Source organism: Roseivivax sp. CAU 1761 (genome assembly GCF_054482755.1).
The window spans coordinates 215002-236837 of record NZ_JBTLRM010000001.1 but is presented as its reverse complement, the minus strand read 5'-3'; the positions used below and the strand labels follow the sequence as shown (position 1 = coordinate 236837).

The window sequence follows — 21836 nt, the reverse complement described above, 5'->3', positions numbered from 1 at the left end:
GGTTCTGCTATAAATCGGGCAACTAGATATAGACCAGCGATCTTGGGAAGGCCCCCGTGAACGACACCCCAGAACCCCCTGAGAACGCAGACGAAACTCCTTCCGGCCGCCCGATGCCGGCGGGTCCGACCGTCTCCATCCTCGAGGAAATGAAGTCGTCCTATCTCGATTACGCCATGAGCGTGATCGTGAGCCGCGCGATCCCCGACCTGCGCGACGGGCTGAAGCCGGTGCACCGGCGCATCCTCTACGCCATGCACGAGACCGGCAACAGCCACGACAAGCCCTACCGCAAGTCGGCGCGCCCGGTCGGCGACGTGATGGGGAAATACCACCCGCACGGCGACAGCGCGATCTACGACGCGCTGGTGCGGATGGCGCAGGACTTCTCGATGTCGTTGCCGCTGCTCGACGGCCAGGGCAATTTCGGCTCCATGGACGGCGACAACGCCGCGGCCATGCGCTACACCGAGGTCCGGATGGACAAGCCGGCCGCCTACATGCTGGCCGACATCGACAAGGACACCGTCGACTTCCAGGACAATTACGACGGCAAGGACCGCGAGCCCACGGTGCTGCCGTCGCGCTTCCCGAACATGCTGGTCAACGGCGCCGGCGGCATCGCCGTCGGCATGGCCACCAACATCCCGCCGCACAATCTGGGCGAGGTGATCGACGCCACGCTGGCGCTGATCGAGGAGCCCGACCTGAGCTCGGAGCAGCTGATCGAGTACGTCCCGGCGCCGGATTTCCCGACCGGCGGGCTGATCCTCGGCCGCTCCGGCGCGCGCAAGGCCTATCTCGAGGGCCGCGGCTCGGTGATCATCCGCGCCAAGACCCGCGTCGAGGAGCTGCGCGCTGGCCGTTACGCCATCGTCATCGACGAGATCCCCTACCAGGTGAACAAGGCGGCGATGATCGAGAAGATCGCCGAGGCGGCGCGCGACAAGCGCATCGAGGGCATCGCCCATGTGCAGGACGAAAGCGACCGCCACGGCGTCCGCGTGGTGGTCGAGCTGAAGCGCGACGCGACGCCCGACGTGGTGCTGAACCAGCTGTTCCGCTTCACGCCCATGCAGACCTCGTTCGGCTGTAACATGCTGGCGCTGAACGGCGGCAAGCCCGAGCAGCTGACCCTGCGGCGCTTCCTCACCTCCTTCGTGGATTTCCGCGAGGACGTGGTGGCGCGGCGCACCGCCTACCTGCTCCGCAAGGCGCGCGAGCGCAGCCACATCCTCTGCGGCCTGGCCGTGGCGGTGTCGAATGTCGACGAGGTGGTGGCCACCATCCGCGCCAGCGCGGACGCCGCCGAGGCCCGCGAGAAGCTGATGGAGCGGCGCTGGCCGGCCGAGGAGATCGCGCCCTATATCCGGCTGATCGACGATCCCACCCACACCATGAACGAGGACGGGACCTACAACCTGTCCGAGGCGCAGGCCCGCGCCATCCTCGAGCTGCGCCTGCAGCGCCTGACCCAGCTCGGCGTCAAGGAGGTCACCGACGAGCTCGAGGAGCTGGCCGGCAAGATCAAGGATTACCTCGAGATCCTCGGCTCGCGCGAGCGCATCATGGGGATCATCGCCGACGAGCTGCGCGAGGTGCGCGACAATTTCGCGGTGCCGCGCCGCACCGAGATCGCCGACTGGGCCGGCGACATGGACGACGAGGACCTGATCGAGCGCGAGGACATGGTGGTGACCATCACCCAGTCCGGCTACATCAAGCGCACCGCCCTGACCGAGTTCCGCAGCCAGCGCCGCGGCGGCAAGGGCCTGTCGGGCGGCGGGCTCAAGGAAGACGACGTGGTCACCACGCTCTTCGTCGCCAACACCCATACCCAGCTTCTGGTCTTCACCACGGCGGGCATGGTCTACAAGCTCAAGACCTGGCGCCTGCCGGCCGGCGGGCGGACCTCCAAGGGCAAGCCGATCGTCAACATCCTGCCGATCCCGACCGGCGTGTCGGTGGCGGCGATCATGCCGGTCGACCGCGACGAGGAGGAATGGGACGACCTGCAGATCGTCTTCGCCACCTCGGCTGGCGACGTGCGCCGCAACGCGCTGTCGGATTTCACCAACGTCATGCGCAACGGCAAGATCGCCATGGACCTGCCCGAGGGCGTCAGCCTGGTGAATGCCCGCATCGCCTCCGAGGAGGACGACGTGATGCTGGTGACCGATTCGGGCCGCGCCATCCGCTTCCCGACCACCGCGGTGCGGGTCTTCAAGGGCCGCAAGTCGACCGGCGTGCGCGGCATCAAGCTGCTCAACGGCGACCGCGTCGTGTCGATGTCGATCATCCGCCATTTCGAGGCCAGCGCCGACGAGCGCGCCGCCTACCTCAAGATGCGCCGCGCCGTGGCGGGGCTGGTCGACGATGCCGAGACCGACGCCGAGGCCGACGAGGAGGCCGATGCCAACGCCACCATCAGCCAGGAGCGCTATGCCGAGATGTCCGCGGCGGAGAACCTGATCCTGACGGTGAGCGCCAAGGGCACCGGCAAGCTCTCCTCCTCGCACGATTACCCGGTGCGCGGCCGCGGCGGCCAGGGCGTGATGGCGATGGACAGGGCGATGCGGGGCGGCCCCCTCGTGGCGTCCTTCCCGGTCGATCTCGACGACCAGATCATGCTCGCAACCTCGCGCGGGCAGTCGATCCGGGTCCCGGTCGAGGGCATCTCGTTCCGCTCCCGCAACGCCGGCGGCGTGAAGATCTTCAACACCGGCCGCGGCGAGGAGGTGGTCAGCGTGGCCTGGATCGCCGAACAGCCGGGCGAGGAGCCCGACGGCGAGACCTCCGCGGGCGACGACGCCCCCGAGGGCCCGGCCGGGGAATGACCCCGAGGCGGACCGGTGCGCAGGCCCGTCGCCGCGACGGATTGCCAGTCGGCAAAGCCGTGTTAGTGTGTTTTGAAGCGGGGGCCGCCCGAGCGCGGCCCGCCCCTGACATCGGCCGCGCCGGCATGGGCGGGCCGGATATAATACGGATCCGTTTGAGCAATGGACAATTGGGACGACCTCCGGTTTCTCGTGGCGCTGTCGAAAACCGGGACCATGACCGCCGCGGCCAAGCTGCTGGGCACCAATACGGCGACCGTGTCGCGCCGCATCGAACGCCTGTCGGAAAGCCTCGGGACGCCGGCCTTCATCAAGACCGCCGATGGCTGGAAGCCGTCGGATTCGGTGAAGCGGCTGATCGACATCGCGCAGGATTTCGACGGCACGCTGCAGACCGTGATGAACGAGCGCAGCGCTGCCACCGGGGCGGAATCCGTAACGCTGCATATCGGCTCGGTGCCGATCGTCACCAACCTGGTGCTGATGCCGGGGCTGAAGCGCCATGCCGACATGCTGGAGGGCATCTCGCTGGTCTTCGCCGACCGGGTGTTCCGCGAGGGCCTGGGCGAGAACGACCTGGTGATCATGTATGGTCAGCCCGAAAGCGGCCGCATCGTCACCCGCAAGGCCGGCGAGCTGACCTTCCGGCTCTACCATTTCCGCGACCAGGAGCTGCCCGCCGACTGGGTCGGGCTCGGCGAGGCGCATGACGCCTATCCGCCGATGCAGATGGGACTCGACCTGTTCCAGCGGCCGCCGAAGATGCGCGTCGACAACTTCACCGCGCTCTACAGCCTGATGACGGTCTCCGGATTGCCGGGCCCGCTGCCCGACCGGCTGGCGGCGCAGAATCCGGACCTGGCGCCGCTGTTCCCGGACCGGCCGCCCTTCAGCGCCGAATTCTGGCTGATCTTCCACGAGACGCGGCGCGCCGATCCGGCGATGCGCCGGGCGGTGGAATGGATCACCCGCTGTTTCGAGGATCTGTCGGAGACCGCCCTGCCCACCAGCGCCGAGGCCTGACGGCCCCGGCGCCGGTCAGAGCGCGCCCTCGGGAGCGTAGAGGTCGGCGAACTTGGCCTCGAGATAACGCAGCAGCGGCTGCTCCGAGGGTGCCGCGCCGGTCGCGCGGGCGATCAGCTCGCCGGGTTCGTAGAGCCCGCCATGGCGCTGGACGGCGTCGCGCAGCCAGCCCAGCGCGCCGCTCAGATCGCCCGCCGCCAGTTCCGCGTCGAGGCCCGGGCGGTCGCGGCGCAGCGCCTCGTGCAGGCAGCCGGCATAGACGTTGCCCAGCGTGTAGGTCGGGAAGTAGCCGAACAGCCCCACCGACCAGTGCACGTCCTGCAGCACGCCGTTCGAGGAGCGATCGACGGCAAAGCCGAAATCCGCCGCGAAACGGTCGTTCCAGGCGGCCTCCAGGTCGCCGACCTGCAGGTCGCCGGAAACCAGCGCGCGCTCCAGGTCGAAGCGCAGCAGGACGTGCAGGTTGTACTGCACCTCGTCGGCTTCGGTGCGGATATAGCCGGCATGGACGCGGTTCACCGCGCGGTAGAAGGCCCGTGCATCGGCCACGCCAAGATCGCCGAACCGGTCGCGCATGCGCCCGAAGAGCCAGCCGGTGAAGGCACGGCTGCGGCCGAGCTGGTTCTCGTAGATCCGGCTCTGGCTCTCGTGCACGCCCATCGACACGCCCTGGCCCAGCGGCGTGAACAGATGGGCCTGGTCGATGGCCTGCTCGTAGGTGGCGTGGCCGACCTCGTGGATCGTCGAATAGAGGCAGTTGAACGGGTCGACCGGGCTGGTCCGGGTGGTGATCCGCACGTCGTTGCCCGAGCCCGAGCTGAACGGGTGCACGGCGAGGTCGATGCGGCCGCGGGTGAAGTCGTAGCCGAAGCGCTCCGCGACCTCGCGCGACAGCGCCAGTTGCGAGGCGGCCTCGAACACCCCGGTCACCGGGTCGGGCACCGGCGCATCGAGCACCCGCTCGCGCAGCGCCACCAGCCCGGGGCGCAGCCGGTCGAACATCGCGGCGAGCGTGGCGGCGGTGGCGCCGGGCTCGTAATCGTCGAGCAGGGCGTCGTAGACGCTGCCTGTGCCGGCCAGCACCGCGCCCTCCTCGCGCTTCAGTTCCAGCACGCGGGCGAGCGTCGGCGCGAAGGCCGCGAAATCGTCGGCCTCGCGCGCCGCGGCCCAGACCCCCTGGGCGGTGCTGGTGGTGCGGGCGATCTCCGCGGCGAGCCGCGCCGGCACCTTGCAGGCCCGCGCATAGGCGCGGCGGATGCGGCGCAGATTGGCCGCCGCCACCGCGTCGCCGGGCGCCCCGGCGGCGTCGATCGCGGCCAGCCATTCGCCGATCCGCGGGTCGGTGCGCCGGGCATGCAGCACGCCCTCGAGCGCGCCGATCTCCTCGGCCCGCTGCGCCGCGGCGCCGCGCGGCATGACGGTTTCCTGGTCCCAGCCGAGCCGCCCGGCCACCTGGGCCAGCGCCTCGGTCTCGCGCTGATGCGCCATCAGCTCGTCATAGGCATCGCTCATTTCCGCACCCCGCGCAGCGATTGGAAGACCGGGTATTGCGCGCCGAACCGGGCGCGCAGGATCAGCACCCAGAGCGCCACCGCGCCCAGCTGGTGCAGGATCGCCGCCGGCCACGGCGCCCCGTAGAGCACGGTGACGATGCCCAGCACCATCTGCAGCACCAGCAGCGCCAGCACCGCGTTGAAGCGGAACCGGGTGTCGGCATTGGGCGAGCGGCGGCCGCGGGCCCAGACCACGATGCCGAACACGAAGAGCAGATAGCCCGCCATCCGGTGCATGAACTGCACGGTGCCGGCATTCTCGAAAAAGTTGCGCCAGACCGGGTCGATCTCGAGCGGCGTCGGCGGCAGGAACTCCCCCGCCATCAGCGGCCAGTCGGTGTAGTTGCGCCCGGCATCGATGCCGGCGACCAGCGCGCCGAGCAGGATCTGCAGGAAGGCGAAGTGCAGCAGGCCCGTCGACATCGAGAACAGCTTGGCCTCGCGGCTGCGCCGGGCCTGCATCAGCTCGCGTTCCTCGCGGCCCAGCAGGAAGACGTCCCAGGCGATGAAGCCGAGGATGACGAAGGCCAGGCCAAGATGGGTGGCGAGCCGGTAGCTCGCCACGTCGACGCGGTCGCCGGTCAGGCCCGAGGCCACCATCCACCAGCCGATGGCGCCCTGCAGGCCGCCCAAGAGGCCCAGCAACAGGAGCCGCCCGGTCCAGCCCGGCGGCACCTTGCGGGCGACCCAGAAGCCCACGAAGCCGAGCGCCCAGACCAGCCCGATCACCCGGCCGAGCTGGCGGTGGCCCCATTCCCACCAGTAGATCGTCTTGAACTCCGCCAGCGTCATGCCGAGGTTCTGGCGCTGGTATTCCGGGATCGCCTTGTACTTCTCGAACTCCGCCTCCCAGGCGGCGGCATCCATCGGCGGCAGGGCCCCGGTGACCGGCGCCCATTCGGTGATCGAGAGGCCGGAATCCGTCAGCCGGGTCAGCCCGCCCACCGCGATCATCACCACCACCAGCGCGAAGAGCAGCATCAGCCAGAGCCGGATGCCGCGCCGGGCGTAGCGGCGGCCGCGGTCGATCATGCCGCCCTGGGGCGCCGAGCGCTCCGGCTTGGCGGTGCCCACTTCCTCGAACAGCTTGCGGTTTGCGGCCATCGGCGCCTCCTTCGGATCGCCGGGACACTAGGCCCCGGCGTGCCGTGCTGCAAGTCAGCCCCCCCGGTTGGCCCAGCGCACCATTTGCCGCAGCACCCCGTGCAGGGTCTGGGCATCGGCCCGGGTCAGCGGCATCCGCGACCAGAGATTGCGCAGCGAGCGCTTCATGCTGTCGGCCTTGTCGGGCGGGAAGAAGAACCCCGCCGCCTCCAGCCGCTCCTCGTAATGTCGCGCCAGGGCCTCGACCTCGGCATGGCTGGCCCAGCTGGCGCCGGCCATCTCCATGCTCTCGGCCACCACCTCGGCCGAGGCGCGGCGCCATTCATAGCCCATCAGCAGCACGCATTGCGCAAGGTTCAGCGAGGCATAATCGGGATTGACCGGCACCGAGACGATGGCGTTGGCGCGCGCCACGTCGTCGTTTTCCAGCCCGGCGCGTTCCGGGCCGAAGAGGATCGCCACCTTCTCGCCCCGCGCGGCGCGGCGCGCCGTCTCCTGCATCGCCGCCTCCGGGCTCAGCACCGGCTTGGTCAGGCCGCGGATGCGCGCCGTGGTGGCCAGCACGTAGCTGCAATCGGCCAGCGCCCCGGCGGTGTCACCATGCAGCTCGGCGGCGTCGAGCACGCGCCCGGCGCCCGAGGCCATGGCCCGCGCCGCCGGGTTCGGCCAGCCGTCGCGCGGCGCCACGATGCGCATCCGGTCGAGGCCGAAATTCCACATCGCGCGCGCCGCGGCGCCGATATTCTCGCCCATCTGCGGGCGCACGAGCACGATGGCGGGCAGGACCGGGTCGGACGGGGCGGGCATGGGCGGATCTCCGGCTGGGCTTCGGGGCGGTCCCCCTCTAGGCCGCGGCGGCGGCAAGCTCAAGCCGGGTGCTGGCAAAGCGCCCCGGCCCGCGATATAGGCCCGCCTCAGACGTTCGCGAGGAGCTTTCCATGGCCGAGACCGACCACCCCCAGCTCTACCTCATCACGCCGCCGGATTTCGACCTCTCGGATTACCCCGAGCGGCTGGCGCGGGTGCTCGACAGCGCCGAGGTGGCCTGCCTGCGGCTGGCGCTGGCCACCCGCGACGAGGACCGGCTGCTGCGCGCCGCCGATGCCGTGCGCGAGGTCGCCCATGCCCGCGACGTGGCGCTGGTGATCGACACCCATGTGGTGCTGGCCGAGCGGCTGGGCCTCGACGGGGTGCATCTCGGCGACGGCGCGCGTTCGGTCCGGGCGGCGCGCAAGGCGCTGGGCGCCGATGCCATCGTCGGCGCCTTCGCCCATGCCTCGCGCCACGAGGGCATGAATGCCGGCGAGGCCGGGGCCGATTACGTGGCCTTCGGCCCGGCCGGGGCCACCGCCCTGGGCGACGGCACCATGGCCGAGCGCGAGCTCTTCGCCTGGTGGTCGGAGATGATCGAGGTGCCGGTGGTGGCCGAGGGCGGGCTCGATGCCGAGACCGTCCGCGCGCTGGCGCCGGTGACCGACTTCTTCGCCATCGGCGAGGAGATCTGGCGCGCCGAGGATGCCGCCGCGGCGCTCTCGGAGCTGGTCGCCGCGATGCGCTGAGGCGGCCCTCGGGTCCCCTAGGCGTCGCGCCGGCCCAGCGGATGGGCCGCGCGCACCTGCTCCTCGAGCCGCCGCGCCAGCCGCTTGCGATCGCCGCACTGGGCGACGTCGACCCGCGGGTGGTAGACCAGCTCGACCCGGCCCTGCCGCTTGGTCGCGAGGACGCGGACGAGATGCGGCGCGAAGTCCATCTCCCCCCACCAGCCGTAAAGCGCCGGGTCGGCCTCGGGCGGCGCGTGATAGATCACCGTCACCGCCTGGATCGCCGCCCGCGCGCCCAGCGGCTCGGCCAGGAAGGCCTGGAACAGCGTGGTCTTGAAGGGCAGCACCCGGCGGCCGTCGGTCGAGGTGCCCTCGGGGAAGAACAGCAGCGTGTGGCCATGCGCCAGCCGCTCTGCGAAGAGCCGCGCCTGGGCGGCGGCCTCGCGGCGGTCGCGGCGGATGAACACGGTGCCGGTGGCGCGCGCCAGCCAGCCGATGCCGGGCCAGCCCGCGACCTCGGCCTTGGAGACGAAATAGACGGCGGCCCCGGCATTCAACGCGAAGATGTCGAGCCAGGAGGCATGGTTGGCGACCATCGCCCCGGCGCGGCGATCGGGGCGGCCGCGGCGCTCCAGCCGCAGCCCGATGAGACGCAGCGCGAGCCGGCAGACGCCGCGGGTGATCCACGGCGTGACCGGGCGGTCCATGCCACAAAGCGGACGCTCGACCAGCCGGACCAGCAGCAGAAGCGCCAGCCCGCCGAACACGGTCAGCGCCAGCGGCAGCGCCCGGCGCAGCACCCGCAGCCGGTCCCGCGGGCTCAGCGGCCGGGCGGGCGGCGGCGCCGGTCCGCGCCAGGTCTCGCTCATCCCCGGCCCCCGACATAGAAGGCCCGCCGCCGGGCATCGAGGGCGGCCACCTCCATCACCATCATCACGTCGAGCGTGTTGAAGTCGCGGTCGACATAGACCCCCTCGCCCACGGCGCCGCCGAGGCGCAGATAGGCCTTGATCAGCGCCGGCGTCTCGAGCACCGCGCGGCGGCGGTCCACCGCCTCGGCGGGCAGCAGGTCCATCGCCACCGCCTCGCGGGCCCGCGGGCGCAGCGCCGCCGGGGCGCGGTGGCGGTGATGCAGGTTCGACAAGGCATGGACGTAGCGCCCCGGATCGGTGCCGTGAAAGCTCGCCGTGCCGAACAGGATCTCCACCCCCGCCTGCTGGACATGTTCGCCCAGGGCCTGCCAGAGCAGCATCATGCCCGGCCCGCCGCGATAATCGCGGTGCAGGCAGGAACGGCCGAGTTCCAGCACCCGCCGCCCGGCCCCGAGAAGCGGTGCGAGATCGTATTCCCCGGCCGAGTAGAAGCCCCCCGCGCGCTCCGCCGCCGCGCCGTCGAGCAGCCGGTAGGCGCCGATCACCGGCGCGCCCGGCGCCGCCCGGTCGATCAGCAGGAGGTGGCGCGCCACCGCGTCGTAGCGGTCGGTCTCGAGCCGCGCGGCATGGTCGACCCCGGCGCCGCCGCCGCCCAGCTCGGCCACGAAGACGTCGTAGCGCAGCCGCTGCGCGGCGCGCAGATCCTCCGCATCCGCGGCCCAGCGGGTCTCGTAGTGCGGCGCGTGGGTCATCCGGTCCTCCTCGTTCCGGGCTCGGCCAAGGCTTAGGCGCAGATTCCGGGGACGGCAACGCCGCTTGCAATCAGGGCGCGAACGCGGAAGGATTAACGCCGCGGAAACCCGTCGCGGGTCAGTCTTCGTCGAAGACCGGGAGAAGCGTTATGCGGCTGCCATCCACCACCACCTTGCCCGCGTCGCGGAAATTGACGGTGATGCGGCCGCCGATATTGGACTGCACCTGCCCGGTTCCCCAATCCGGACGGTCCGGGTGGCGCACCAGCATGCCGGGTTCCAGGATCGCGTTCAGGTCACTCATTCAGGTCCACTCCCGTGACGCCGGATCGGGCGCATGAGCGACCCTAACGGGGATCTCTCGGCGCTGGTAGGGTCACGCATCTGCCACGACCTGATCAGCCCGATCGGCGCCATCGCCAACGGCCTGGAATTGCTGGCCATGGCCGGCATGGGCGGCGGCCCGGAACTGGCGCTGATCGAGGAATCGTGTCGCAATGCCGCGGCCCGCATCCGCTTCTACCGGGTGGCCTTCGGCGCGGCCTCGGCCGACCAGCCGATGGCGCAGGGCGACATCGCCGGCATCCTCGCGGATTTCCAGCAGGGCGGCCGGCTGCAGATCGACTGGCGCCCCGACGGCGCTCTGCCGCGCGCCGAGGTGCAGCTGGCCTTCCTGCTCTATCTCTGCATGGAGGCGGCGCTGCCGCGGGGCGGCCGCGTCGGGTTCGCCCATGACGGCGTCTGGCACTGCTTCGTCGAGAATCCGGGCCTGCGCATCGATGCCGCGCTTTGGCACCGGCTCGACCCGGCCCGCTTCTCCGCCCCGGCGGAGGCCGGGGAGCTGGCCCCGGCGCAGGTGCAGTTCCGCCTGCTGCGCGACCTGGCCGACGCCGCCGGCCGCGGCATCCGGGTCGAGGCCGAGGGCGACCGGCTGGAGATCCGGCTCTGAGCGTCGCCTCCAGCGCCCCGGGCGCCTCGGGGCGTCGGACCCGGCCGGACCCTCAGCCGCGCACCGTGCCGTCGCCGGTGACCAGGTACTTGTAGCTCGTCAGCTCGGCCGCGCCGACCGGCCCGCGGGCATGCAGCTTGCCGGTGGCGATGCCGATCTCGGCGCCCATGCCGAACTCGCCGCCATCGGCGAATTGCGTGGAGGCGTTCCACATCAGGATGGCGCTGTCGACGCGCTCGAAGAACCGCGCCGCGGCCTCGGCATCCTCGGTCAGGATGCATTCGGTGTGGTTGGAGCCGTAGGTCCGGATATGGCCGATCGCCGCGTCGATGTCGTCCACCACCCGCGCGGCCATGATCATGTCGAGGTATTCGCGGCCCCAATCGTCCTCGCCGGCCGGGGTCACGCCCTCGATCTTCTGCAGCTCGGCATCGCCGCGGATCTCGACGCCGCGGTCGAGCAGCGCGCGCACCACGCCCTGGCCCACCGTGTCGAGCGCGTCGCGGTGGATCAGCAGGCATTCCGCGGCGCCGCAGATGCCGGTGCGCCGGGTCTTGGCGTTGAGCACCACGTCGAGCGCCTTGACCGGATCGGCGGCGGCGTCGAGATAGACGTGCACGATGCCCTCGAGATGGGCGAAGACCGGCACCCGTGCTTCGCGCTGGACCAGCCCGACCAGCCCCTTGCCGCCGCGCGGCACGATGACGTCGACATGCTCGGTCAGGGTCAGCAGCTCGCTGACCGCGGCGCGGTCGCGGGTCGGCACGCGCTGGATCGCGTCCGCGGGCAGGCCCGCCGCGCGCAGCCCCTCGACGAGGCAGTCATGGATCGCGCCGGAGGAATGGAAGCTTTCCGAGCCGCCGCGCAGGATCACCGCATTGCCGGCCTTGAGGCAGAGCGCGCCGGCATCGGCGGTGACGTTGGGGCGCGATTCGTAGATCACCCCGACCACCCCCAGCGGCGTGCGGACGCGGCGGATCTTCAGCCCCGAGGGCTGCTCCCACTCGGCCAGCACGGCGCCCACCGGGTCGGGCTGGGCGGCCACCGCGCGCAGCGCATCGGCGATGCCGCGGAGCCGCGGCGCGTCGAGCTTCAGGCGGTCCAGCATGGCCGCGCTCAGCCCCTTCTCGGCGCCGTAGGCCATGTCCTCCTCGTTCGCCGCGAGGATGGCGTCCTGGCGCGCCAGAAGCGCGTCGGCGGCGGCCTCGAGCGCCTGCGCCTTGGCCTCGGGCGTGGCAAAGGCCAGCTCCGCGGCGGCGGCCCGGGCGCGCCGACCCATCTCTTGCATGAGTTCGGGGATGCTGTCGAAATCCTTCATTCTTGCCTCCGGCGGCTGACCGGCGTCACAGCGCCATGTCGTCGCGATGGACTAGCACGGCGCGGCCGGGATAGCCCAGAATTTCCTCGATCTCGGCCGAGCGGCGGCCGGCGATGGCCCGCGCCTCGGCGGCGGTGTAGCGGGTCAGGCCCTGGCCCAGGGTGCGGCCCTCGGCGGCGCGGATGGTCACCGGCTCGCCGCGCCCGAAGGCGCCCTCGACCCGGGCGAGCCCCGCCGGCAGCAGCGAACTGCCCTGGCACAGCGCCGCCGCGGCGCCGGCATCGACGATGAGCGTGCCCTGCGGCTTCATCGCCGAGATCCAGCGCTTGCGCGCCGCCTTGGGGTCGAGCTGCGGCGTGAACCAAGTGGCGGCGGCGCCGGCCTCGAGCGCCGCCAGCGGGTTGCGCACCGAGCCCTCGCAGATCGCCATGGCGCAGCCCGAGAGCGTCGCCGTCTTGGCCGCCATCAGCTTGGTCTTCATGCCGCCCTTCGAAAGGCCCGACCCGGCATCGCCAGCCATCGCCTCGATCTCGGGGGTGATCTCCTCGATCACGTCGAAGCGGCGCGCGGCGGGGTCGGCGGCGGGGTTGCCGGTGTAGAACCCGTCCACGTCCGACAAGAGGATCAGCGTGTCGGCGCCCACCGTCACCGCCACCTGGGCCGCCAGCCGGTCGTTGTCGCCGTAGCGGATCTCGTCGGTGGCCACGGTGTCGTTCTCGTTGACAATGGGCACCGTGCCGAAGCCCAGCAGCGTCTCCAGCGTGGCGCGCGAATTGAGGTAGCGCCGCCGGTCGGCGCTGTCCTCGAGCGTCACCAGGACCTGCGCCGTGGTGATGCCGTGCGGCGCCAGGCTCTCCTCCCAGGCGCGGGCCAGGCGGATCTGGCCGACCGCTGCGGCGGCCTGGCTCTGCTCCAGCGGCAGCGCCTGGGCCGGCAGCTTCAGCACGCCGCGTCCCAGCGCGATGGAACCCGAGGAGACCAGGATCACGTCGGCGCCGCCGGCCTTCAGCCGGGCCACGTCCTCGGCCATGCCGGCCAGCCAGTCGTGGCGCAGCGCGCCGCTGGCCCGGTCCACCAGCAGCGCCGAGCCGATCTTGACGACGATGCGGCGGGCCCCGGTCAGGGACGCCATTCGTCGCTCTCCTCGTCGCGGGCGCGGTCGGCGCGGCGGCGCGCCTCGACCTTGGTCTTGAGCCGGCGCAGGATCTCCGTCACGCCCTCGCCCGAGACCCCGGACATCAGGAAGACCGGCTGACCCGACACGGCCTCGAGCTCGTCCTTGAGGAAGGCGCGCTCCTCGTCGTCGAGCGCGTCGACCTTGTTCAGCACGGTGATCCGCGGCTTCTGGGCCAGTCCCGCGCCATAGGCCTCGATCTCGTCGATGATGGTGCGCCAATCCTCGAGCAGCGTGCCCGAAGTGCCGTCGATCAGATGCAGCAGCGCCGCGCAGCGCTCGACATGGCCGAGGAACAGGTCGCCCAGGCCCCGGCCCTCATGCGCGCCCTCGATCAGGCCGGGGATGTCGGCGACCACGAATTCGGTGTTGTCGACGCCCACCACGCCGAGATTGGGATGCAGCGTGGTGAACGGGTAATCGGCGATCTTCGGACGGGCATTGGAGCAGGCCGCGAGAAAGGTCGACTTGCCGGCATTGGGCAGGCCGAGAAGGCCGACATCGGCGATCAGCTTCAGCCGGAGCCAGATCGTCCGCTCGACCCCGGGCTGGCCGGGATTGGCGCGCCGCGGCGCCTGGTTGGTGGCGGACTTGAAATGCACGTTGCCCCAGCCGCCATTGCCGCCCTTGGCGAGCAGCACGCGCTGGCCCAGCGTGTCGAGATCGGCCAGCACCGTCTCCTCGTCCTCGTCGAGCACCTCGGTGCCCACGGGGACGCGCAGCACGATGTCCTCGCCGTCGCGCCCAGTGCGCTGGCGGCCCATGCCGCCCTGCCCGTTCTGGGCAAAGAAACGCTGCTGGTAGCGGAAATCGATCAGGGTGTTCAGCCCCTCGACCGCCTCGACCCAGACATCGCCGCCGCGGCCGCCATCGCCGCCGTCGGGGCCGCCGAACTCGATGAACTTCTCGCGCCGGAAGCTGGCACAGCCCGACCCGCCCGATCCCGAGCGAATATAGACCTTGGCGAGGTCGAGGAATTTCATGTCTCGGGCTCCGATGCGCTGTGGCCCCGGGCGATAGAGCGGATCGCGCCCGGGCTCAAGGGGGACGCCTGCCGCGACCCTGGGCGAGTCAGTCGCGCAGGCGCCGCAGGTAGGTCCAGGTCGGCACGACCGTGCCGCGGGCGGCACAGGGCGATTCGGCGTCGCCAATGAACTGGAAGCCGGCGGTCACCAGCACCCGGACCGAGGCCGGGTTGTCCTGGAACACGCTGGCGAAGATCGTGCAATTGCCGAGCGGGTTGGCCGCCACCAGGGCCCGCACCGCCTCCGAGGCGAGGCCGGTGCCCCAGGCCTCCGGCGCCACCCAGTAGCCGATCTCGGACTGGCCGCGGCCGACCGCCTTCAGCGACACCACTCCGGCAAGGTCCGCCCCGCCCGCGGCCGAGGCGTCGATGGCCCAGACCTCTTCCTCGCGCTGCGGCGCCAGCGCCGCGGCGACGAAGGCCTCGGCGCCGTCGGCGGGAAACGGATGAGGGATCGCGACGGTCATCTCGGCCACCTCTCGCCGCCCGGCATGCCGGGCGATCAGCGGCGCATCGGAGGGCCGCAGCGGTCGCAGCGCGATGCGCTCGGCGACGATGACGGGCAAGGCCGGGGCGGTGTCGAGACTCATGTCGGTCCTCCTCGAAGCGGGGGCACCCTCCTCCGGTGTCCCCTAGCGCGCCGCTGTGTCAGCCATGTGGCGATCACCGCCCGCTGTCCTGCGGGTCGGGCGCAAACGGTAAGGGGACCGGCCTGGCGCCGATCCCCTTTCCTGTCGTCTCGGCAATGCGCGTTCGGCTTATTCCGCGGCTTCCGCCGCCGGCAGCACGGAGATGAAGGTGCGGCCCTTCAGCCCCTTGTGGAAGGTCACCGCGCCCTCGGAGGTGGCGAAGATCGTGTGATCCTTGCCCATGCCGACGCCGTTGCCCGGCCAGAACTTGGTGCCGCGCTGACGCACGATGATGTTGCCCGGGATTGCCTGCTGGCCGCCATAGAGCTTGACGCCCAAGCGACGGCCGGCGGAGTCGCGTCCGTTGCGGGAGGAACCGCCTGCTTTCTTGTGTGCCATCTCTCAGATCTCCTTACTTCGCGAGGTCGCGGGCCTGGGCGACCCAGCCCTCTTTCTCGGCCTTGTTGCGGATCGATTCGTCCAGCTTGGCGAGATCGTCCTCGGTCCAGGCCGCGATCTGGGCGAAGGTGTTGATCCCCGCCTCGTTCAGCTTCTTGGCCAGCGCCGGGCCGACGCCCGACAGCTTCTTCAGGTCGTCCGCGGCGCCGGCGCCCACCGACGCCTCTGCGGCCGGCTTGGCCTTGGCCTCGGAGCCCTTGGCGCGCGCCACCATCTCGGCCTGCTCGGCGCGGTTGGTCGCGTGGCGCTCGGCGCCCAGACCCGCGGCTCCGGCCGCGCCGGCGCCGATCGCCGCCTGCACGCCCGAGCTCTCGGCGCCCGAGGCCAGGATGTCGGTCACCCGCACGAGGGTCAGCTGCTGGCGGTGGCCCTTGGTCCGCTTGGAGCTGTGCTTGCGGCGGCGGCGCACGAAGTGGATGACCTTCTCGCCCTTGATCTGGTCGATCACCTCGGCCTGCACGGCCGCGCCCGCCACGGTCGGCGCACCGAAGGTGGTCTCGTCGCCGCCCAGCATCAGGATGTCGTTGAACTGGACCTTGTCGCCCTTCGCGGCGGCCAGCTTCTCCACCCGGAGCGTGTCGCCGGACTGGACCTTGTACTGCTTGCCGCCGGTTTTCATCACCGCGAACATCTGCGTCTTCCTTGTTTCGCCGCGTCCTGTGGCCCCCGCCCGCGGCGGGTGTTCCGGCCCTCGGGGCCGCCTGATCGGACAGCGCGCCCGCACGGGGCGTCGTTTCTCATCAAAGCATGAACGGGGCGCAGGGCCCCGTCACGAGACCGGGCTTATGGTCGCGAACGCCCCGGCTGTCAAGCGCTTCCCGGGCCATCGCGCGGCATCCGGCGCCGGCCGTTCCGCCCGGCCCCGGCGCACCGGTCGCGCCGTCGGCACCTAAGGGCGTTCGCGCCGGTCGCGCCGGTCGCGCCGGTCGCGCCGGTCGCGCCTAGAGGTCGGTCTCGCGCATCTGCTGCGCCAGGGCCAGGCCGAGCGCGTAGGAGATGTCCTCGTACATCTCGTTGAACCCGGTGAACAGCGCCCGGTTCAGCGCCTGGCCCTCGGGCGCCGAGGACAGCGCGATATAGGCGTCGAGCCGCTCCGCCGAGAGTGGCTCGTAGGCCATCAGCAGGAAGCTCTTGACCCATTCCTCGGTCTCGGCGCGGGTCTCCTCCTCCTGGGCCCAGACATCGGCGAGGATCTCGTCCTCGCTCATCTCGATGCCGCCGCCCTCGGCGAGGCCGCCGTAGAACATCAGGCTGGCATTCATCGCCCCCATGACGTTGTTCTCGACCAGGTCGTTGGCCGCGACGAAGGCGTCGAGCCGGGCCAGCCGGCCGTCCCCGGCGCCGTCCGCCGCGCCGGTCTCCTCTCCGGCCTCGGCGCCGTCCTCGGCCTCGGGCAGCCCGCCCGTCTCGGCCAGGCGCGCCCGGTAGGTCTCGCGCGCCGCCTCCTCGACCGCCGGATCGAGCATCGCCTGCCGCGCCTCGATCTCCAGCCGGGTGATCTCGCGCCCGTCGCCCTCGGCGAAGAAGTCGAGCAGCGTCGCCGCCTGCTCGGGCGCCAGATGCGCCTCGAAGGAATCGATCACCACCTCTTCCATGCGGCCGGTGTCGTAGATCCGCTCGAGGATCGCGGTCCAGGCCGGGTTGGGCCCCGAGGGCAGCATCTCCCCGGCCAGCGACTTGCCCTGCGCCAGCCCCTCCTCGCGCATCACCGACACCAGATCCGGGATGCGCAGGGCCGCCGCGAGGTCCTCGATCGGGCCGGCGGTGGCGGGCATCGCCGGCACGGCGCAGGCCGCGACGAACGGAAGGATGTGGCGCATCATGGAGGAGGGCTTTCCGGCTGCGGTCATGCCCCAGACCTAGAGTGCGCCGGCCCGCTTGCCAAGCCGCCAGCCCACCGGCCCGCCGCACCTGGTCGAAATGCCGGAGCCGCCGGAATTTCTCGCCGTTTTCCGGTTGCACGCCCCGCCCGCCCGGTTTAGATGCGCCGCAGACCCCCGCGGAGAGGTGCCGGAGTGGTCGAACGGGGCGGTCTCGAAAACCGTTGACCCTTCACGGGGTCCCAGGGTTCGAATCCCTGTCTCTCCGCCACTAACTCGCTGAAATCGGTCAATCGCAAGACCTTATCAGGAGTGGTGCGCGCTGCCGGCGGGCAGCACCACGGCATGCGTTTCCTTTCGCGGGCCAAGCCCAGCCGGATCGCCCAGGGCGTGCGAACCCGAAGCCCGCGCCATGCGACGACCTCGCCCAGGTCGGCTCGAAGGATCTCGACGACCGCCGTCCGGCGCCGAGCGCAGTTTTCCCTGCAATCCAACCCGGGTCGTTGCGGTGCTAACGCCACTCACAAGGGAGAGTGACGCTGCCCTTTTGAACTTGGAGCGCGCTAAGGCCTTGAACAGACCTGTCCCAAGGGCGACAGCGAACCCGAAGTCGCCGCCGGCGCGCTGATCGGCCCCGACACTTTCCCCGCGCCCGGGCGGCGTCTGACCCGCGTGGCATCCCGCAGCGCTTGACACCTAATGCCCGCTCTTCGAACCCACGCACTGATCCGCTCTGGAACGAGGCTCACCACGGTCACCGATTTCCGCGCGGCGCCGGTGCTCTGATACCGGTCTCCCAGCGTCCCGAGGGTGGCGGCGACCCCCCGCGCCTACCTCTGCGCGTCGCGCACCAGTGCCGCCATACGGTAGAAGCCGTGCGCCATCTCGGTGAAGGGCGTGAGCAGGAAGAAGGCCAGCACCCCGCCGAGGTGCAGCGCCAGCCGGAGCGGCAGCGCGGCGCTTTCGCGCAGGGTGCAGGGCGCAGGGCGCAGAGCGAAGAGCGCAGAGGGCGAGGCCGCTCGGCGCCACGAAGGCTAGCGGGCCGATGAACGCCATGTCGCCGCCACAGGCTGCGGGCGCGCCGAGATCGCGCTCCGCGCGGAACTTGAAGCCAGCCGAGCCAGAGCGCCCCAAGCCCGAGCAGGAGGCCGCCCGGCACGCCCAGAAGCTTCGGCAGCGACCAGACGCCGTAGGGCGCCGGCGCGTCGAAGGCGCAATGCAGGATCGTGCCCGAGGCGGTCAAGGCGCAGCACAGCAGGAAGTCCGTCAGCACCGCGGCATGGGCGTGGCGCCGGGCATGGCTGAAGCGGTCCTCGTCCTCAAAATTGCAGCCGTCGCCGTGGCCGCCGGCGAGGTTGCGCATCTTCGCCGCCGAACCGAAGGCGCTTCGCAGGTGGTCGAGCGTCACCCGCTCGCCGCCGACATGAACCCAGTAGCGTCGCAGCGCCACCGCGAGGCTCAGGAGCGGCAGCAGGAAGGCCGGCAGGAAGATCGCCACCATGAGGTTGTGCGACATCACCGCGTAGAAGCCCGCGCCGTCCGCCGGCAGGACGCGGGCCAGCCCGAACAGCGCCGCGAAGGACAGCACCGCCAGCACCGCGGATGGCGACCCCGGAGCGGTGGACGGCGCGGGCCAGCCCGCCGGGCCAGGCGAAGGCGTCCCAGCTGGCGTGGCGCGCGCGGCCAGCGCGCGGGGCAGGGTCAGCGCGCATTCGTGCGGCGCGGTAGACTGGCAGGCGTGATTGCAGATGCAGCATGTGTGGCAGAGAATGGCGGGCTGCGTCAGGTCGCCGACGGAGAAGGCGCGTTCGGCGTGAAGCACCGGGGAGACGGCGCAATGGCCCTCGCAGTAGCGGCAGGCGATGCAGATTTCCGCCTGGTGACGGGGTTCCTGGAGAAGATCAGCTTGCACGGGCGGCGGCCTCCTGTCCCGCGATGGGTCCGAAGACGGTGCCGATGGTGATGCCGAACCCGGCGAGGTCGCCCTGGCCCAGGAGCGCGCCGGCCATGGTCTCGCCCGCCGCCCAGAGGTTGCGGATCGGGCCCGATGCGGTGGCGCATTGCACGCGGCGATCGACCTTCAGCCCGAGAAAGGTGACGGTGACGCCGGCCTTCAGCAGGTAGCCGTAGAACGGCGGTTCGGTGAGCGGCCGTGCCCAGTGGGTCTTGGGCGGCGTCAGACCGGTGTTCGCCACGCCGTCGAGCTCGGTCGGGTGGACGCCGGAGGTGTCGCCGCAGGCGGCGTTGAATTCGGCCGCGGTGGCGGTGAGCGCGTCGGCCGGCCGATCCATCTTCGCGGCCAGCTCTTCGGTGCTGCCGGCCGCGATCGGCGGGAAGACCGAGGACATTAAGAGGGTGATGCTTTTCGCGTCGATGATGACCTAGCGGACCTAGTCGGGCTGCGCCGCCACCAGCCGCCCCCGGATCGTTTGGCGCTCGGACGAGACATCCTCCCCCACGTCGCAGAAGCGCCGGCCCTCCCTGTTTACCACGACGGAGCAGGGCACGCAGTCGAGCCGGGTGATGATGCCGCCGTCCTAGAGCGGCGCGCGGCCGTCGATGGCGGCCGCGTGGCGCTGCGTCGGGTCGCCGACCGAGGACACTCCCTGGTCCAGCAGGTCGGCCAGCACCACGCCGCGGCCGGCGTCGCGCGGGCGTTGCGCGAGAGGGATCATGACGGGCCGGATGACATGGAAGCCCTTGCCGTCGGCTTCGGCTAGGCCGCCCTCGAGGCCTTCCGGGCGGCCTTCGCGACCTGATCGCCGGCCGAGCGGCGCCATCGCGCCGCTCGGGCGGTGCCTCGGGAGAGTCGACACAACGCGCCGTCCCCCGGACCAATGTCCAAAAAGCTCCCGCCTCGGCTTGCGATGCATAGACGCTTATCGCCTGTCAGCTCTGAAGTCGCCGCGATTTCCGGACGGTGTCGAAAATGCCTTGATCCCATCCGCACCGAAACCACCGGCAGTCCTGTAGCTGAGCACGCCGTGGCCTCCCCCCGATGCACGCCACGGCAGTCATACCTTGCCACGCGAAGCCATTGGGCAGGGCCCTGCCGCGGCCGAACGTCCGAACGCCCCACGTCGCCGCCCGGTCCCGGGCCGGCGCCAAGCCCGCCGCGGCGCGGCCGAGCCGCGCCCCACCGGTCCCCGGCCCGTCAGCCGATCCGGTAGTTCGGGCTTTCGCGGGTGATCTGCACGTCGTGGACGTGGCTTTCGCGCAGGCCGGCATTGGTGATCCGCACGAAGGCGCAGTTCCTGCGCATCTCCTCCACGGTGGCGCAGCCGGTATAGCCCATGGCGGCGCGCAAGCCCCCCACCAGCTGGTGGATCACCGCCGAGGCCGACCCCTTGTAGGGCACCTGGCCCTCGATGCCCTCGGGCACCAGCTTGTCGGAGGCCGCGTCCTTCTGGAAGTAGCGGTCGGCCGAACCGCGCGCCATGGCGCCGAGCGAACCCATGCCGCGATAGGCCTTGAACGACCGGCCCTGGTAGAGAATGACCTCGCCCGGGCTCTCGTCGGTGCCGGCGATCATCGAGCCGACCATGGCGCAGGAGGCGCCGGCGGCGATCGCCTTGGCGAAGTCGCCGGAGAACTTGATGCCGCCATCGGCGATCACCGGCACGTCGCCGGCCGCGGCGGCACAATCCATCACCGCGGTGAGCTGCGGCATGCCGACGCCCGCGACCATCCGGGTGGTGCAGATCGATCCCGGCCCGATGCCGACCTTGACCGCATCCGCCCCGGCGCCGATCAGCGCCCGCGTGGCCTCCGCGGTGGCGACGTTGCCGGCCACCACCTGGACCTCGTTCGACAGCTTCTTGGCGCGTTCCACGGCGATCGCCACGCCCTCGGAATGGCCGTGCGCGGTGTCGATGACGATCATGTCGACGCCGGCATCGACCAGCGCCTGGCTGCGCTCGAAGCCGGCATCGCCCACCGTCGAGGCCGCCGCCACCCGCAGCCGGCCGAGATCGTCCTTGCAGGCGGTCGGGTTCAGCACCGCCTTCTCGGTGTCCTTCAGGGTCAGCAGCCCGGTGAGCTTGCCGGCCTTGTCGGTCACCAGCAGCTTCTCGATCCGGCGCGAGCGCATCAGCGAGCGCGCCTCCTCGCGGTCGGCCGGCTCCTGCAGGATCGCCAGCCGCTCCGAGGTCATCATCACCCGCACCGGCGTGTCGTCCGAGGTGGCGAAGCGCATGTCGCGGTTGGTGACGATGCCGACCACCCGGCCTTGATCGTCGACCACCGGGAAGCCGGTGAAGTTGTAGCGCTCGATCAGCGCCTTGGCGTCGGCCAGCGTCTGGTCGGGGCGCAGCGTCACCGGGTTGTAGACGATGCCGCTCTCGAAGCGCTTGACGCGGCGCACCTCGCGGGCCTGGGCCTCGATGTCGAGATTGCGGTGGATCACCCCCATGCCGCCGGCCTGCGCCATGGTGATCGCCATCCGCGCCTCGGTGACGGTGTCCATGGCCGAGGACAGAAGCGGGATGTTGAGCGCGATCGACCGGGTCACCCGGGTGCGGGTATCCGCGGTCGAGGGCAGCACGCTCGAGGCGGCGGGAACCAGTAGCACGTCGTCGAAGGTCAGCGCCTCGCGAATCTCCATGACAGAAGCCTTTCGGGTGGGAGTTCGTTTGGCACGTCGCTATCGCATGCCCGTCCCGGAAAGGAAAGGCCGGCCCGGGACAAAGCCGGCCGGGCCCCGCCCCTTCTTCTGAGCCGAAATATCCCGGGGGTCCGGGGGCCGCGCCCCCGGCGGGGGGGGGGGGGGGGGGGGGGAGGGG

21 protein-coding genes and 1 tRNA gene are annotated in these 21836 nt (G+C 71.1%); 5 read left to right on the top strand and 17 right to left on the bottom strand.

Going from position 1 to position 21836, the window contains the following annotated elements; translation table 11 throughout:
* Positions 1-56: 56 nt before the first annotated feature.
* The gene (gene gyrA, locus ACXYMW_RS01125; RefSeq protein ID WP_459033437.1) at positions 57-2837 is read left to right on the top strand and encodes a DNA gyrase subunit A; all 2781 of its coding nucleotides are present in this window, start codon (positions 57-59) and stop codon (positions 2835-2837) included.
* Positions 2838-2999: 162 nt separating this feature from the next.
* Positions 3000-3860, top strand: a complete 861-nt coding sequence (locus ACXYMW_RS01120) for a LysR family transcriptional regulator (RefSeq protein ID WP_459033436.1) — start codon at positions 3000-3002, stop codon at positions 3858-3860.
* 15 nt (positions 3861-3875) lie between these two features.
* On the opposite strand, the gene ACXYMW_RS01115 is transcribed toward ACXYMW_RS01120, so the two are convergent.
* Genes ACXYMW_RS01115 through ACXYMW_RS01105 form a run of 3 tightly spaced genes read right to left on the bottom strand, consistent with a single transcriptional unit; the run spans position 3876 to position 7324 of the window.
* The gene (locus ACXYMW_RS01115; RefSeq protein WP_459033435.1) at positions 3876-5372 is read right to left on the bottom strand and encodes a carboxypeptidase M32; all 1497 of its coding nucleotides are present in this window, start codon (positions 5370-5372) and stop codon (positions 3876-3878) included.
* Positions 5369-6517, bottom strand: a complete 1149-nt coding sequence (gene ctaA / locus ACXYMW_RS01110) for a heme A synthase (protein WP_459033434.1) — start codon at positions 6515-6517, stop codon at positions 5369-5371. Before ctaA ends, ACXYMW_RS01115 begins: the two co-directional genes overlap by 4 nt.
* A 54-nt stretch (positions 6518-6571) precedes the next feature.
* Entirely contained in the window at positions 6572-7324 is a 753-nt protein-coding gene (locus ACXYMW_RS01105; protein WP_459033433.1) for an RNA methyltransferase, read from the bottom strand.
* Positions 7325-7455: 131 nt separating this feature from the next.
* On the opposite strand from ACXYMW_RS01105, the gene ACXYMW_RS01100 reads away from it, so the two are divergent.
* Positions 7456-8076 (top strand): thiamine phosphate synthase, encoded by a 621-nt coding sequence (locus tag ACXYMW_RS01100; RefSeq protein WP_459033432.1) that lies wholly within the window; start codon positions 7456-7458, stop codon positions 8074-8076.
* A 17-nt stretch (positions 8077-8093) separates the two neighbouring features.
* Here ACXYMW_RS01100 and olsA read toward each other — a convergent pair whose 3' ends face one another.
* From olsA to ACXYMW_RS01085, 3 genes are all read right to left on the bottom strand, one after another.
* A complete protein-coding gene (gene olsA, locus ACXYMW_RS01095; RefSeq protein ID WP_459033431.1) occupies positions 8094-8927 on the bottom strand; it encodes a lyso-ornithine lipid O-acyltransferase in 834 nt (277 codons plus the stop codon).
* A complete protein-coding gene (locus tag ACXYMW_RS01090; RefSeq protein ID WP_459033430.1) occupies positions 8924-9682 on the bottom strand; it encodes a GNAT family N-acetyltransferase in 759 nt (252 codons plus the stop codon). Before ACXYMW_RS01090 ends, olsA begins: the two co-directional genes overlap by 4 nt.
* A 118-nt stretch (positions 9683-9800) precedes the next feature.
* Positions 9801-9986, bottom strand: coding sequence for a DUF3553 domain-containing protein (locus tag ACXYMW_RS01085; RefSeq protein ID WP_459033429.1), 186 nt, complete (start codon positions 9984-9986; stop codon positions 9801-9803).
* A 33-nt stretch (positions 9987-10019) separates the two neighbouring features.
* Between ACXYMW_RS01085 and ACXYMW_RS01080 the strand changes: the two genes are divergently transcribed.
* Complete coding sequence (locus tag ACXYMW_RS01080) at positions 10020-10631, top strand: histidine phosphotransferase family protein (protein ID WP_459033428.1); 612 nt, start codon at positions 10020-10022, stop codon at positions 10629-10631.
* Between the two features lie 52 nt (positions 10632-10683).
* Here ACXYMW_RS01080 and ACXYMW_RS01075 read toward each other — a convergent pair whose 3' ends face one another.
* The 7 genes from ACXYMW_RS01075 to ACXYMW_RS01045 form a co-directional block, all read right to left on the bottom strand.
* Complete coding sequence (locus ACXYMW_RS01075) at positions 10684-11949, bottom strand: glutamate-5-semialdehyde dehydrogenase (RefSeq protein ID WP_459033427.1); 1266 nt, start codon at positions 11947-11949, stop codon at positions 10684-10686.
* 25 nt (positions 11950-11974) lie between these two features.
* Entirely contained in the window at positions 11975-13081 is a 1107-nt protein-coding gene (gene proB, locus ACXYMW_RS01070) for a glutamate 5-kinase (protein ID WP_459033426.1), read from the bottom strand.
* Positions 13069-14106, bottom strand: coding sequence for a GTPase ObgE (gene obgE, locus ACXYMW_RS01065; RefSeq protein ID WP_459033425.1), 1038 nt, complete (start codon positions 14104-14106; stop codon positions 13069-13071). Before obgE ends, proB begins: the two co-directional genes overlap by 13 nt.
* A gap of 88 nt (positions 14107-14194) precedes the next feature.
* On the bottom strand, positions 14195-14737 hold the full coding sequence (locus ACXYMW_RS01060) for a GNAT family N-acetyltransferase (protein ID WP_459033424.1): 543 nt from the start codon (positions 14735-14737) through the stop codon (positions 14195-14197).
* Positions 14738-14905: 168 nt separating this feature from the next.
* Complete coding sequence (gene rpmA, locus ACXYMW_RS01055) at positions 14906-15175, bottom strand: 50S ribosomal protein L27 (RefSeq protein ID WP_459033423.1); 270 nt, start codon at positions 15173-15175, stop codon at positions 14906-14908.
* A gap of 13 nt (positions 15176-15188) precedes the next feature.
* Positions 15189-15866 carry a 50S ribosomal protein L21 gene (locus tag ACXYMW_RS01050; RefSeq protein ID WP_459033422.1) on the bottom strand — a complete coding sequence of 226 codons (678 nt, stop codon included), beginning with the start codon at positions 15864-15866 and terminating at the stop codon, positions 15189-15191.
* Positions 15867-16176: 310 nt separating this feature from the next.
* Positions 16177-17085, bottom strand: a complete 909-nt coding sequence (locus tag ACXYMW_RS01045) for a DUF2059 domain-containing protein (protein ID WP_459033421.1) — start codon at positions 17083-17085, stop codon at positions 16177-16179.
* Between the two features lie 151 nt (positions 17086-17236).
* Here ACXYMW_RS01045 and ACXYMW_RS01040 point away from each other — a divergent pair.
* A tRNA-Ser gene (locus tag ACXYMW_RS01040) sits at positions 17237-17326 on the top strand.
* 483 nt (positions 17327-17809) lie between these two features.
* Here ACXYMW_RS01040 and ACXYMW_RS01035 read toward each other — a convergent pair.
* The 4 genes from ACXYMW_RS01035 to guaB all read right to left on the bottom strand — a co-directional run bounded on the left by ACXYMW_RS01035 (position 17810) and on the right by guaB (position 21658).
* Positions 17810-18967, bottom strand: coding sequence for a tricarballylate utilization 4Fe-4S protein TcuB (locus ACXYMW_RS01035; RefSeq protein WP_459033420.1), 1158 nt, complete (start codon positions 18965-18967; stop codon positions 17810-17812).
* Complete coding sequence (locus ACXYMW_RS01030) at positions 18957-19403, bottom strand: FAD-binding protein (RefSeq protein ID WP_459033419.1); 447 nt, start codon at positions 19401-19403, stop codon at positions 18957-18959. Before ACXYMW_RS01030 ends, ACXYMW_RS01035 begins: the two co-directional genes overlap by 11 nt.
* Before the next feature lie 189 nt (positions 19404-19592).
* Complete coding sequence (locus tag ACXYMW_RS01025; protein WP_459033418.1) at positions 19593-19835, bottom strand: hypothetical protein; 243 nt, start codon at positions 19833-19835, stop codon at positions 19593-19595.
* A 374-nt stretch (positions 19836-20209) separates the two neighbouring features.
* The gene (guaB, locus tag ACXYMW_RS01020; RefSeq protein ID WP_459033417.1) at positions 20210-21658 is read right to left on the bottom strand and encodes an IMP dehydrogenase; all 1449 of its coding nucleotides are present in this window, start codon (positions 21656-21658) and stop codon (positions 20210-20212) included.
* Positions 21659-21836: the final 178 nt, after the last annotated feature.